A 14,131-nucleotide genomic window follows, 5' to 3' on the forward strand; every position below is an offset into this window, starting at 1 on the left:
ATCTAAGCGTGAAGCCAACCTCAAGATGAGATTTCCCATAGCGTAAGCTAGTAAGACTCCTGGAAGAACACCAGGTTGATAGGTCAGAGATGTAAGCATGGCAACATGTTAAGTTGACTGATACTAATAAGTCGAGGGCTTGACCAAATAAAATTCACTGTGCAATTTTGAGAGAACATTCTTTCAGAAAAGATATTAACTTTTTAAAAGGTAACTCACTCAGCAAGGCTGAGGAGTACTGATTTAAAACGAAATCAAAGATTTCTGTAAATCAGCATCTGGTGATTATGGCTTGAAGGTAACACCCGTTCCCATGCCGAACACGAAGGTTAAGCTTCAAAGCGCTGATGGTACTGCAGGGGAGGCCCTGTGGAAGAGTAAGTCGTTGCCAGATAAAAATATTCCGCGATAGCTCAACGGTGGAGCACTCGGCTGTTAACCGATAGGTTGAAGGTTCGAATCCTTTTCGCGGAGCCATTTTTATTTTTTGATAAATATAATATGAATATAAAAAGGATGTTGGTATATTTTATTCCAATATCCTTATTTGCGTATCAAAGTTTAACTTAAAATAGATTTAATTTTAATACCGCAAAAATAAAAAATACATTCATAAACTATTCATTTTGCTAAGTAGTTCTAAATATGGCTACATTAAAAATTTTCTACCCAGTAGAGGCGCCATCCTTGGCTTCACTACTGGCTCCTCACGTCCTGTGAGGAATTACGTAAATTTTTAATTCCGCCAAATTAAGAACTACTAAAGCTCTTTCATATGTTTATTTCATATATTTTTTTATTTTTGCTATATTAAAATTAAATCTATTTTCTAGTTCTTTTTAATGTTTTCTCCATCACTTGTTAAAAGTATATTTCCATCTATATCTGTTCTATAAACTTCAATATTTCTTTTTTTCAATTCTTTCATAGTTTCCTTGTGTGGATGCCCATAATCATTGTTTTTACCACAACTTATTATAGCCATTTTAGGGTTAACTTTATCTAAAAATTCTTTAGAGGAGGAAGAATGGCTACCATGATGACCAACCTTAAGGATATTAGAAGATAGATCAACATTTGAGTTTAAAATATCTTTTTCACTTGTTTTTTCTGCATCCCCTGTAAATAAGAACTTTGTATTTCCATGGGTTAATTTTATTACTGCAGAATAGTCATTTGTATTTTCATAATTATCTTTAACTGGAGCTAAAAAATCTAAGGAGCTATCATTAGATAGATCTAAAGATATACCTTTTTTAGCTACATTGATTTTTAAATTTTTCTTTTTAAGTTGTAATATCATATCCTTGAAAATTTTAGTATTGGCAGTCTTTTTAGGAGCATAAAAGTTACTAATTTCAAACTCATCAATAACCTTTGGCATTCCACCTATATGATCTTCATGAGGATGAGTGGCTATTACATAATCTAACTTTTTTATATGTTGTTTTTTTAAATAATTTATTAGATTATCAGAACTTTTACGAGTTCCAGCATCTATTAATATATTTTTGTCCTTTGTTTGAACCAGAATACTATCTCCTTGTCCAACATCTATATAATGAACTTTTAACTCATTAGATTTGTTAGAAGTATTAATAGCGTTAGAGGACTGCTGAGAACAAGCCGTAAATATAATTGATAAACATATCAATAAACAAGCTATTATTAAATTTTTTTTCTTAAGTTTCATAAATTCAACTCCCTGTGTTATGTTAAATAAAGTATACATTATTTAATTCTAACATAAATTAACCAAAAGTAGATAAGTTTTTTTATATATATTATAATAGTAAAGTGAAGTTACATAACAAAAGGAGAGAATTTATAATGAAATCATTTATTTTATATTTAGGTTTTGCATTTTATATGATGCTATCTCTTTTAAGAATAATAAAATTAAAATATTTAAAGAGAAAAGGCAATAAAGAAGAAATAGAAAAGTATATTAATAAAAGTGTTTTAGGGTGGGCAAATTTCATAGTTAAGGGTATAGGCATAAGAATAAATAAAAAAGGATTAGAGAATGTGCCTGATGGGCCTTGTTTATTTGTTGGAAACCATCAAGGATTATTAGATGTACCTGTTATAGTTTCATCTTTAGATAGATATGTAGGTTTTGTAGCTAAAAAAGAAATGCTAAAGCTTAGAATATTGACTTATTGGATGAAAGAAATGAAATGTGTTTTTATGGATAGACAAAACGTTAGAGCAGCAGTAAAAACAATAAATGAAGGTGTAGAAAATCTAAAAAATGGATATAGTATGTTGATATTTCCAGAAGGTACAAGAAGTAGGGGAGAAAATTTAGGGGAATTTAAGAAGGGAAGTATGAAATTAGGCATAAAAGCGGGAGTACCTATAGTGCCTATAGCTATTAATGGTACCTACAAGGTGAGAGAAGCTAATGGTGGAAAGATAAAAGCTGCAGATGTAGATTTAATAGTATGTCCACCGATATATCCTAAAGAACTTTCTAAAGAAGAACAAAATAATTTATCTGAGACTATTAAAGAAATTATACAAAAGGAATTAGAGAAAGTAAGAAATCAATAAATGATATCCCAAAACAGATTGGGCGATATAGAGAATACACTTAATAAATCATATCATATGTTTATTAAGTGTATTTTTTTATATTTAATGTGTTAAAAAAAGTAGATTTAGTCTATTTTAAGTATTTTTCTTTGAGATAAACAAGGTTCTATGCAAGATGATAAAAAAAAATATCAATTGTATGATTTTTAAAGCAAAAGCAAACAATTGCAATATATTTATTTAAAATTGCAAAAATAGAGCGAAAAGATAGTTGATTAATTTTTATTAGGGTGATAGAATACCAATTATAAAGCATATATAATATTAAAATACAAGTTAAACAGTAATATAAATTAATACATATTAAATATATTTAACAATTATAATATGATGGATAAAAGTTAAATACTATCTAAAAATGAAGGAAAAAAATTAAAAAATGCATAATACGGTTTTTTGAAAAAAATGTGGGGTAAGAACAATAAATAAATTTAGGGGGAATTATGATGGTTAAAATAGTTAAATCTTCATATAATCATGTGCTTCAAAATATATCAAGTGCTAATTTGTATAAGGATTTATTTCCATATGATGAAATACCAAAGGTAACATTCAATGATATACAGGTTCCAATGGATTTACCAAAGGATATATGGATTACTGATACAACATTTAGGGATGGACAACAATCGATGCCACCATATACTACAGAACAAATAGTAAAAATATATGACTATCTTCATAAATTAGATAACGAATCTGGGATAATAAGACAAACAGAATTTTTCTTGTATTCTGAGAAGGATAGAAAGGCAGCGGAAATATGTTTAGATAGAGGTTATAAGTTCCCAGAAGTTACTTCATGGATAAGAGCAAGCAAAGAAGATTTTAAATTAGTTAAAGAAATGGGAATAAAAGAAACTGGCATGCTTATGTCTTGTTCAGATTATCATATATTTAAGAAACTTAATACAACAAGGGAAAAGGCTATGAATATGTATTTAGAAATTGCTGAAGAAGCTTTAGCTAATGGGATTGTTCCAAGATGCCATTTAGAAGATATAACAAGAGCAGACTTTTATGGTTTTGTAGTTCCTTTTGTAAATAAATTAATGGAACTTTCTAATAAAGCTAATATTCCTGTTAAAATAAGAGCCTGCGATACTTTAGGATTAGGGGTTCCTTATAGTGGAGCATCACTACCAAGAAGTGTTCAAGGAATTATTCATGGACTTAGATATTGTTGTAATGTTCCTTCAGAGAGAATAGAGTGGCATGGACACAATGATTTTTATGGTGTAGTAGCCAATGCTTCCACATCATGGCTTTATGGTTGCTCATCTGTAAACACTTCTCTTTTAGGTATAGGAGAAAGAACAGGAAATTGTCCACTAGAGGCTATGATTATAGAATATGGACAATTAAAAGGCAATACCGCTAATATGAATTTACATGTCATAAATGAAATAGCAGAATATTTCCAACAGGAAATGAATTATAATATACCACCAAGAACACCTTTTGTAGGAAGTGAGTTTAATGTTACAAGGGCTGGTATACATGCAGATGGTATATTAAAAAATGAGGAAATATATAATATTTTCAATACAGAAAAGATTTTAGACAGACCAGTTGTGGTTGCTGTAAATCAATATTCAGGATTAGCTGGTATTGCGGCTTGGATAAACACTTACTTTAAATTAAAGGGTGAAAATAAGATAGATAAAAAAGATGAAAGAATTCTGGCAATAAAAGAATGGGTAGATAATCAATATGAAAATGGTAGAACAACAATAATAGGAAATAATGAATTAGAAATTATAGTAAAACAGCTTATACCAGACTTATTTCAAAGAGCTAGTTAGTGATTAATATATAATTTTACAAAATTCCAAAGTTAAAATTGGTGAAAGATCAGTATCTGAAAAGTAAAAACTAGGATAAATCAAAGGTTAGTAAGAAAAAACAAAAGATAAATATTAAAGTACAAATTGATTGGGGGAATAACAGTTGGGTTTAACATTAACAGAAAAAATAATAAAATCCCATTTAGTAAAAGGAAATATGACTAAAGGAGAAGAAATTGCTATTAAAATAGATAATACTTTAACTCAGGATTCTACAGGAACTATGGCTTATCTTCAGTTTGAAGCCTTAGGTATAGATAGAGTAAAGACTAAAAGATCAGTGGCTTATATAGATCATAATATGTTACAAACTGGACCAGAGAATGCGGATGACCATCTATATATACAAACAGTAGCTAAAAAACATGGAATTTATTTTTCAAAACCAGGTAATGGAATATGTCATCAAGTTAATTTAGAAAGATTTGGTGTGCCAGGAGAAACTTTATTAGGATCCGATAGCCATACTCCAACAGGAGGAGGTATAGGAATGTTAGCTATAGGTGCTGGTGGATTGGATGTAGCAGTAGCTATGGCAGGTGGAGAATATTATATAAATATGCCTAAAGTAGTTAAGGTAAATTTAATAGGAAAATTAAGACCATTTGTATCTGCTAAAGATGTTATATTAGAAGTTTTAAGAAGATTATCTGTAAAGGGTGGAGTAGGAAAAATATTTGAATATACAGGAGAAGGAGTAAAAACTCTTACAGTTCCAGAGAGAGCAACTATAACTAATATGGGAGCAGAACTTGGAGCTACTACATCAATCTTTCCATCAGATGAAATTACTAAGGAGTTTTTACAAGCTCAAGAAAGGGAAGAAGATTATAAGTATTTAGTAGCAGATGAGGATGCTGTTTATGATGAAGAATTAGAAATAAATTTATCAGAGTTAAAACCTTTAGCTGCATGTCCCCATAGTCCTGACAATATAGTACCTGTATCAGAACTTAGAAATATAAAAGTTAATCAAGTAGCTATAGGTAGCTGTACAAATTCATCTTATAGAGATATGTTAAGAACAGCCAGTATACTAAAAGGAAAGACTATATCAGAAAATGTATCTTTAGTTATAGCCCCAGGTTCTAAACAAGTTCTAAACATGATGTCTAATAATGGAGCTTTAGCAGATTTAGTTATGTCAGGAGCAAGAATATTAGAATGTGCCTGTGGGCCTTGTATAGGAATGGGCCAATCTCCTTGTACAGAAGGTGTATCCTTAAGAACTTTTAATAGAAATTTTGAGGGGAGATCTGGAACAAAATCCGCTAATGTATATTTAGTAAGTCCAGAAGTGGCAGCAGTTTCAGCTTTAATAGGACATATAACAGATCCTACAGAATTAAGTGATTTTGAAGATATAAAAATGCCTAATAAATTTTTAATAAATGATAATTTAATAATAGCACCAGCTAAAGATGGAAAAGCTGTGAAAGTTAAAAGAGGTCCTAATATAAAGCCTTTTCCTAAATCAGAAGCTTTAAAAGAATTAGTGACTGGAAAGGTATTAACTAAGGTAGAAGATAATATTACAACGGATCATATAATGCCATCTAATGCTAAACTCTTACCTTATAGATCTAATGTACCATATTTATCAAACTTTTGCTTAACTCCATGTGATGAAAAATTCCCTGAAAAAGCTAAGGAAAATGGAGGAGGCATAATAGTCGCAGGAACAAATTACGGACAAGGTTCTAGTAGAGAACATGCAGCCTTAGCCCCTGTTTATTTAGGTATAAAAGCAGTTTTAGCAAAATCCTTTGCTAGAATTCATAAAGCAAATCTAATAAATAATGGTATATTACCTTTAGTTTTTGAAAGAGAAGAAGATTATGATTCTATAGGTGAAATGGATGAATTAGTAATAGAAAATGTACTAAATCAAGTGGAAATAGGTAAAATAGATATAATAAATAAAACTAAGGGCATAAAATATAAAACTTTATTAGAAGCAACAGATAGACAAAAGAAGATGATTTTAAAGGGCGGATTATTAAATTTAATAAAAAGTTCTCAACAATAGCTACAAAAATTTAGAATTAGAATAAATATGGATAGTAACAAATTATTATTAACATGTTTAAATAAATATAATTTATAGGGAATATTATATATAATAATAGTAAAAATAATAAAAAATATTATAATTATAAATTAAATTGATAATTTACAAATATAGTAAATACTTAAAAGTATTCTACTTATAGATTTTCGGAGGGATATGATGAAACACAATATAACTTTAATACCAGGAGATGGTATAGGTCCAGAAGTAACTGAAGCTGCAAGAAAAGTTATAGATGCAGTGGGAGTAGATATTAATTGGCATGTAGTAGAGGCGGGAGAAAAAGTTTTAGACCAATATGGAACCCCTCTTCCAGACTATGTTTTAGATAGTATAAAGGAGAATAAAGTAGCATTAAAAGGGCCTGTAACTACTCCTGTAGGAAAAGGCTTTAGAAGTGTAAATGTTACTTTAAGAAAAAGTTTAAATTTATATGCAAATATAAGACCTGTAAAAAGTTATAAAGGAATAAAATCTAGATATGAAAATGTGGATTTAATAATTGTAAGAGAAAACACAGAGGATTTATATGCAGGTATTGAGCATATGATTGGTGATGATATAGCAGAAAGTATAAAGGTAATTACTAAAAAAGCTAGTGATAGAATAGTTGATTATGCTTTTAATCTAGCAAGAAAAGAAAATAGAAATAAGGTAACTGCAGTGCATAAAGCTAACATAATGAAATTATCAGATGGATTATTTTTAAAATGTGCAAAGGAAGTTGCTAGTAGAAATAAGGATATAAATTTTGAAGATGTAATAGTAGATGCTATGGCTATGAAATTAGTTTTAGATCCAGAAAAATATGATGTTTTAGTAATGCCTAATTTATATGGTGATATTTTATCAGATATGGCAGCTGGTTTAGTTGGTGGATTGGGATTACTTCCAGGAGCTAATATAGGACATAAAGGAGCTGTATTTGAAGCTGCCCATGGTGCTGCTCCTGATATTGCAGGTAAAAATAAAGCTAACCCAACAGCTTGCATACTAAGTGGTGCTATGATGTTAAAGTATATCGGAGAAAATGAAAAAGCTAAAAAAATAGAAAATGCTATAGAAAAAGTATTTGTAGAGGGAAAATACCTTACAGAGGATTTAGGCGGAAATTCTACAACAGAAGAATTTACAGCGGCAATTATAGAAAATTTTTAAATTAATATATAATTTTTAATTCCCTATTACCCTTTAATTAGATATATAAATAGAGTTTTTGTCTTTAGAGGGAGTTTTTATTCCCTCTAAAGCTTATTAACAGACTTCTAAGGAGTTTTACTCCTTAGGAGAAAATGGTTATCCAGAAACGTAGCCGCTCTTTACTCCAACTTTGAAGAAGATGGGAGTATTAGAGTGGTTAGTTATCGGATAAGTTTTCAAGTCATATTTTACAATTATATTAAAGTTTTTCTTATGATTTTAAGATTATAAGAAAAACTTTTTTTATAAAAAATTATTTTATTATTTTCAAAAACAAATTAATATGATAAAGTATTAATATAGAATTTATTACTGTATTAAGATAAAGCGATAAAATTACAAAGATAAAAATTAAATACATTGGAGGAGTAATGATGGAAAAATCCTTAATTATAGATAACTACAATAAGATGATAGATAAAGAAGAGGTTATGATAGAAACTAAAAATATTAAAAAAATTTTTGGTGAGTTAATAGTTTTTGAAAATTTAAATTTGAAAGTTAAAAAGGGTGAAGTGGTAGTAATAATAGGGTCTTCTGGATCAGGAAAAAGTACTTTTTTAAGGTGCTTAAACGGTTTAGAAGAAATAAATGGTGGAATTATAGAAATAGAAGGAAAAATTTTAAACTCCAAGGATAAAAAATCCATGAAAGAAGCATGTTCTAAAATGGGAATGGTATTTCAAAATTTTAACTTATTTCCTCATATGACTGCATTAGATAATGTAATGATAGGGCCATTAGTTTCTAAAAAGGAGAATAAAGAAGAAGTTTTAGAAAGATCTAAAGATCTTCTTAAAAAGGTTGGATTAGAGGATAAAATGGATTATTATCCTAGTAAATTATCTGGAGGACAAAAGCAAAGGGTAGCCATAGCAAGGGCATTAGCTATGAATCCAGATATAATGCTTTTTGATGAACCAACTTCTGCCTTAGATCCAGAGCTAGTAGGAGAAGTTTTATCTGTTATGAAAAAGTTGGCAGAAGAAGGTATAACTATGGCAGTTGTAACTCATGAAATGGGATTTGCCAAGGAAGTTGCAGATAGAGTTATTTTTATGGATGGAGGTAAATTTGTAGAAGAGGCTAGTCCACAGGTATTTTTTACATGGCCCAAAGAAGAAAGAACTAAGGAATTTTTAAAAAAAGTACTATAGAAATAAAATAAAATTTAAGGTATCAAATATTTTTAGTAATATATAAACTTTTTAAAAATTTTAATTTTAATAATTTTTAATGGATTTTTTACAGAAAAATTTATATAATATTATGAAAGTGTTAAAATCCTTTAGAAAATAACTTGACTATATATGATATAAATACTATAATTAACTAAAAGTGAATAACAAGTAGATAGAGGTGCGGTGTTAATTAGTACTTTTACAGAGATAAGCACTATGAAGTAAGAGGAAAGGGAATATCGCCGAAGTATACAATTGAGGCTTTAAGGTTGTATGCTGGGGTTACATAGAATATGTGTAACACTGTCACAAATTTATTTTGTGGAGAGCTATCATTCAAAGTATTCGTACTGTTTTATTTATGTGCGCACAAGTACGTCTATATGCCTTGAGTGTAAAGCTTAAGGCTTTTTTGTTTTTGATGATGGTTTTCCTCCCCATATTCACTTAAATTTTAAAGCTTATAGGGCTTGAAATTTATAAATAGAGGAGGAGATTTTTATGAAAAAAAATAGGGGAATATTATTAACTTTTTCATTTGTTTTAATGATTTTATTATTTAGTAACATGTCAGTATTAGCAGCAGACTTAGACCCAAAAGTTGTAGCACAAAATGCTAGCAGATTGGGAATATGGACTATTTTACCGCCAGTAATAGCTATTGTATTAGCCTTTATTACGAAAAATGTAGTTATTTCTTTAGCACTAGGTGTTTTTAGTGGAAGCTTTTTATTACAGCTAAATGGAAACAATATTTTCGGTGCTATTTTCAAAGCTTTTTTAGATTTAATAAATAGAATATTAAATTCTCTTGCAGATCCTTGGAATGCAGGAATAATACTTCAATGTATGGTTATAGGTGGACTTATAGCAGTAATTTCTAAAATGGGTGGGGCTAAAGCTGTTGCGGAATCCTTAGCTAAAAAAGCTAAAACTCCAAAGAGTGCTCAAATTATAACTTGGTTTTTAGGTTTATTAGTTTTCTTTGATGATTATGCTAATGCTCTTATAGTAGGACCTATCATGAGGCCTGTTGCAGATAAAATGAAAATATCAAGGGAAAAATTAGCCTTTATAATAGATGGTACAGCAGCACCAATAGCTGGTATAGCAGTTATATCTACATGGATAGGGTATGAAATAAGCTTAATAAAAGATGCTTATGCAAGTATTGGCCAAAGTGTAAATGCATATGGATTGTTTTTATCAACTATACCTTATAGATTTTATAACATATTAATATTAGTATTTATAGTATTAATAGCTTTAATGGGAAGAGACTTTGGTCCAATGCTTAAAGCTGAAAGAAGAGCAAGAACTACAGGTAAGCTTTTATCAGATACAGCAAAACCAATGGTTTCTGATGAAACTACAGAACTTGAACCAAGAGAAGGAATAAAGTTAAGTATTTGGAATGCTATAATTCCAATAGGAATATTAATAATTGGAGCCTTTGCAGGTTTTTATTATAATGGTTATCAAGCTATAATGGGAGGAGAAGATAAGGCTTTAATACAAATGCTACAAACATCACCTGCATCCTTTGATGCTTTAAGAGAAACCTTCAGTGCATCAGATGCCAGTGTAGTTTTATTCCAATCCGCATTACTTGCAAGCATAGTAGCAATAATAATGGGAGCATCACAAAAGATTTTTAAAGTGGGAGAAGCTATAGATGTTTGGATTACAGGAATGAAATCTTTAATTATAACAGCAGTTATATTACTTCTTGCTTGGTCTTTAAGTGCAGTTATAAAAGAACTTGGAACAGCTACTTTTTTAGTTTCAATTTTGTCCAACTCTATACCAAAATTTTTATTACCAAGCATAATATTCATATTTGGATCTGTTATATCTTTTGCTACAGGGTCAGCTTATGGAACAATGGGTATATTGATGCCTTTAACAATTCCATTAGCCTATGCCATATCACCAGATCCAACTTATGTAGTAATAAATGTAAGCGCGGTTTTAACTGGAGCAATATTTGGAGATCATTGCTCTCCAATATCAGATACAACTATAATGTCTTCTATGGGATCTGCTTGTGATCATTTGGATCATACATCAACTCAAATGGTATATGCTTTAACTATAGCAGCATGTACAATATTATTCGGATACATTCCAGCAGGATTAGGGTTACCAATATATATAGTTTTACCATTATCAATAGGATTAGTTGCAGTAGTAATTAGATTTGTAGGTAAACCAAATGATATAGTAGAGGAAGAAAGTTTAAAAGAAGAGACATTAGAAATGAATGCATAAAATAAGGAAAGTGCTAAGCACTTTCCTTATTTTTCTTCTCTAGGTTCTTCGTTTCTGTCCCTACCATAGAATGAGATTGCATATAAACCTGCTATTCCTACAAGAGCATATATAACTCTTGTAAATGCAGACATATCTCCAAATAAAGCCGCAACTAAATCAAATCTAAAAAAACCAATAAGTCCCCAGTTTATAGCGCCAATTATTACTAATGTAAGTGAAATAATATCTAATGTTCTCATATTTACATCTCCTTTATTAGTTCTACAATATTAGTATTTCCAAAATTTAATAAAATATAAGTATTAGAAAAACATTAATAAAAAATAATTATATTATTTCACCATGTCTTTCATAATTAGTTAGTTTTTCTATGATATTTGTATTATCTACAAATAATACTGTAGGATTAAATTTTTTAGCTTCATCTATAGTTAAATCACAGTAACTCATTATTATAATTTTGTCGCCTTTTTGAACCATACGTGCAGCGGCTCCATTTAAACAGATTACACCACTATTTTTTTTACCAGCTATTACATAGGTTTCAAACCTACTTCCATTATCTATATCTACTATTTGAACTTTTTCATATTCTAAAATATTAGCTTTATCCATTAGATTTTTATCTATAGTTATGCTTCCTACATAGTTAAGATTAGCTTCTGTTATAGTAGCTCTATGAATTTTTGATTTTAACATAGTTATTGTCATTTATTTATACCTCACTTATAATATCTTGAGTAGCACAACATGTACTATATGGGTTATATATTAGTTGTTATTATATATAATAAACATAGTTTATATTTCACCGTGAATTTTATCCTAAAACCATGATAAAATTATTTTACAAAAGTAAAATTATCTATAAGTCTTGTTTTACCTATATAAACTGCTAGAGCTACTAATATTGAAGATTTTATTTCTTCAACAGGTTGTAAGTTATCGCTATCTACTATACTTACATAATCTATTTTTGCTAGAGGTTCTTTATTTAGCCTGTTTACCATAATATTTTTTATAGTATTTGATTTTGTTTCACCAGATTCTAATGCATTTAAGGCTTCTTTTAGACTTTTATTTAATACTAAGGCAGATTTTCTTTCTTTTATATTTAAGTAAGCATTTCTTGAACTTTTAGCTAAACCATCAGACTCTCTAATTATAGGACAACCTATTATTTCTATAGGAAAATTTAAATCTTGAACCATTTTTTTTACTACAGCCAATTGCTGAGCGTCTTTTTCACCAAAATAAGCTCTTGTAGGGGTTATTATATTAAAAAATTTTGTTAAAACTGTGCATACCCCTTGAAAGTGGCCAGGCCTTTTTTCTCCACATAAATTTTCTGTAAGTGTATCCACATTTACATGGCTATATATTTTATTAGGATACATTTCTGAAGCTTCAGGATTAAAAATTAAATCTGCTCCAAATTCGTCACATAAGGATGAATCGTTGGTTAAATCTCTAGGATAAGTAGAATAATCCTCCTTTGGTCCAAATTGAATTGGATTTACAAAAATTGAAACTATAATTTTATCATTTTCTTCTCTAGCTTTTTTTATAAGAGAGGCATGACCTTCATGTAAATAGCCCATAGTAGGTACATAACCTATAGATAAATTTTCGTCTTTCCATTTTTTTATAATTTCTTTAACATCTTTTATTGTGTGAACTATATTCATATTGTTTAGCTGATATAATCAGCTTTTACCCTCCCTTTAGTTATTAAATAAGTATTTAATAACGTTTATTATTTTAAAATTTATTTCTATACAGTTGTAATTGAATTATTTTTATATAGATTTTTTATACAATTGAAATTAAGTTGTTTTACTATATAGATTTTTTTATATGGTTGTAATTGAAGTTTAAATTGTTTTTTTTATATAGTTTCAATTACATAAATTATTAGTTTCTTTATTAATATAATTTATTTATTACATCATCATCTATTTTAAAAGTATGTTTTTCTTCTGGAAATTCAACTTCTTTAACTTCTTCTATATATTGAGATACACCATTTTTTATAGCTTCCCCTATATTTCCAAAGGATTTAACAAATTTAGGTGTAAAATCTGAAAACATAGAAAGCATATCTTGATAAACCAGAATTTGGCCATCGCAATATTTCCCTGCACCTATGCCTATAGTTGGGATAGATATGGATTCTGATATTATTTTTGATAATTTTTCTGGAATACATTCTAAAACTATAGAAAAAGCTCCTGCATCTTCTAAAATTTTAGCATCTTCTATTAGTTTTTTTGCTATTTTTTCATTTTTCCCTTGAACTTTAAATCCTCCAAACATATTTACAGATTGAGGGGTTAAACCTATGTGTCCCATTACAGGAATTTGGGCTTTAACTATAGCTTTAACTTCTTCAGCTACAGTGGCACCACCCTCTAATTTTACAGCGTGAGCGCCAGCTTCTTTTATAAATCTTCCTGCATTATACACCGCATCATAAGTAGAAGCTTGGTAAGACATAAAAGGCATGTCTCCCACAACTAAAGCATTAGAGGCTCCTCTTACAACTGCTCTGGTATGGTGAAGCATATCCTCCATAGTTACACTAAGTGTATTTTCGTATCCTAGACACACCATTCCTAAGGAGTCTCCAACTAGTATTCCGTTAATTCCAGAGGAGTCTATAAGTTTTGCCATAGAATAATCATAGGCAGTTAACATAGTTATTTTTTCACCTTTGTTTTTTAATTCTTGAAAAGTTGATACAGTATTACGCATCGTATCCCTCCTAAAATATTAATATTATATTGTAAATAATTTTGTAAGAATTTATTAGGATAGATAGAATACCAATGTGCATCCGAATTGTTTTTATAAAAAGATTAGACAATTAGACAAAGTACTTTAAATAAGGATATTTAAAGTATATACCAATAGAAAAAAATGGAAATAGACATACTGTTTTGAGAAAAAATTTTCAAATA

The 14,131-nt window shown here is 29.2% G+C and carries 11 protein-coding genes, 1 tRNA gene, 2 rRNA genes and 1 riboswitch; of the genes, 9 read left to right on the forward strand and 5 right to left on the reverse strand.

Features of this window, described 5'->3' with window-relative positions; genetic code table 11:
- The 3 genes from ACYUDJ_RS07140 to ACYUDJ_RS07150 form a co-directional block, all read left to right on the forward strand.
- A 23S ribosomal RNA gene (locus ACYUDJ_RS07140) occupies positions 1 to 147 on the forward strand; the annotation flags it as partial.
- 130 nt (positions 148 to 277) lie between these two features.
- Positions 278 to 394: ribosomal RNA gene (gene rrf, locus ACYUDJ_RS07145) — 5S ribosomal RNA — on the forward strand.
- A gap of 8 nt (positions 395 to 402) precedes the next feature.
- Positions 403 to 477 (forward strand) — tRNA-Asn (locus ACYUDJ_RS07150).
- A 352-nt stretch (positions 478 to 829) separates the two neighbouring features.
- Here the strand turns inward: ACYUDJ_RS07150 and ACYUDJ_RS07155 are convergent.
- The gene (locus tag ACYUDJ_RS07155) at positions 830 to 1,693 is read right to left on the reverse strand and encodes a ComEC/Rec2 family competence protein (RefSeq protein WP_042386074.1); all 864 of its coding nucleotides are present in this window, start codon (positions 1,691 to 1,693) and stop codon (positions 830 to 832) included.
- 137 nt (positions 1,694 to 1,830) lie between these two features.
- Here ACYUDJ_RS07155 and ACYUDJ_RS07160 point away from each other — a divergent pair, with 137 nt between their 5' ends.
- The 6 genes from ACYUDJ_RS07160 to ACYUDJ_RS07185 all read left to right on the forward strand — a co-directional run bounded on the left by ACYUDJ_RS07160 (position 1,831) and on the right by ACYUDJ_RS07185 (position 11,168).
- Positions 1,831 to 2,556 (forward strand): lysophospholipid acyltransferase family protein, encoded by a 726-nt coding sequence (locus ACYUDJ_RS07160; RefSeq protein WP_003488267.1) that lies wholly within the window; start codon positions 1,831 to 1,833, stop codon positions 2,554 to 2,556.
- 485 nt (positions 2,557 to 3,041) lie between these two features.
- On the forward strand, positions 3,042 to 4,403 hold the full coding sequence (locus ACYUDJ_RS07165) for a beta/alpha barrel domain-containing protein (protein ID WP_003488268.1): 1,362 nt from the start codon (positions 3,042 to 3,044) through the stop codon (positions 4,401 to 4,403).
- Positions 4,404 to 4,548: 145 nt separating this feature from the next.
- Positions 4,549 to 6,474 carry an aconitate hydratase gene (locus ACYUDJ_RS07170; RefSeq protein ID WP_043031210.1) on the forward strand — a complete coding sequence of 642 codons (1,926 nt, stop codon included), beginning with the start codon at positions 4,549 to 4,551 and terminating at the stop codon, positions 6,472 to 6,474.
- A 201-nt stretch (positions 6,475 to 6,675) separates the two neighbouring features.
- Positions 6,676 to 7,674 carry an isocitrate/isopropylmalate dehydrogenase family protein gene (locus ACYUDJ_RS07175; protein ID WP_003488270.1) on the forward strand — a complete coding sequence of 333 codons (999 nt, stop codon included), beginning with the start codon at positions 6,676 to 6,678 and terminating at the stop codon, positions 7,672 to 7,674.
- A gap of 416 nt (positions 7,675 to 8,090) precedes the next feature.
- Positions 8,091 to 8,873: an amino acid ABC transporter ATP-binding protein gene (locus ACYUDJ_RS07180; RefSeq protein WP_043031211.1), complete on the forward strand. Its 783-nt coding sequence runs from the start codon at positions 8,091 to 8,093 to the stop codon at positions 8,871 to 8,873.
- Positions 8,874 to 9,062: 189 nt separating this feature from the next.
- Positions 9,063 to 9,237, forward strand: a riboswitch (Lysine riboswitch).
- A gap of 161 nt (positions 9,238 to 9,398) precedes the next feature.
- Complete coding sequence (locus tag ACYUDJ_RS07185; RefSeq protein ID WP_003488272.1) at positions 9,399 to 11,168, forward strand: Na+/H+ antiporter NhaC family protein; 1,770 nt, start codon at positions 9,399 to 9,401, stop codon at positions 11,166 to 11,168.
- Positions 11,169 to 11,194: 26 nt separating this feature from the next.
- Here the strand turns inward: ACYUDJ_RS07185 and ACYUDJ_RS07190 are convergent, their stop codons facing one another.
- The 4 genes from ACYUDJ_RS07190 to panB form a co-directional block, all read right to left on the reverse strand.
- On the reverse strand, positions 11,195 to 11,410 hold the full coding sequence (locus ACYUDJ_RS07190; protein WP_003488273.1) for a DUF378 domain-containing protein: 216 nt from the start codon (positions 11,408 to 11,410) through the stop codon (positions 11,195 to 11,197).
- Between the two features lie 88 nt (positions 11,411 to 11,498).
- Complete coding sequence (panD, locus tag ACYUDJ_RS07195) at positions 11,499 to 11,882, reverse strand: aspartate 1-decarboxylase (RefSeq protein ID WP_003488274.1); 384 nt, start codon at positions 11,880 to 11,882, stop codon at positions 11,499 to 11,501.
- 131 nt (positions 11,883 to 12,013) lie between these two features.
- A complete protein-coding gene (gene panC / locus ACYUDJ_RS07200) occupies positions 12,014 to 12,859 on the reverse strand; it encodes a pantoate--beta-alanine ligase (RefSeq protein WP_043031213.1) in 846 nt (281 codons plus the stop codon).
- Between the two features lie 238 nt (positions 12,860 to 13,097).
- Entirely contained in the window at positions 13,098 to 13,925 is an 828-nt protein-coding gene (panB, locus tag ACYUDJ_RS07205) for a 3-methyl-2-oxobutanoate hydroxymethyltransferase (protein ID WP_043031214.1), read from the reverse strand.
- Between the last annotated feature and the right edge of the window lie 206 nt (positions 13,926 to 14,131).

Source organism: Clostridium sp. CTA-6 (assembly GCF_054768115.1).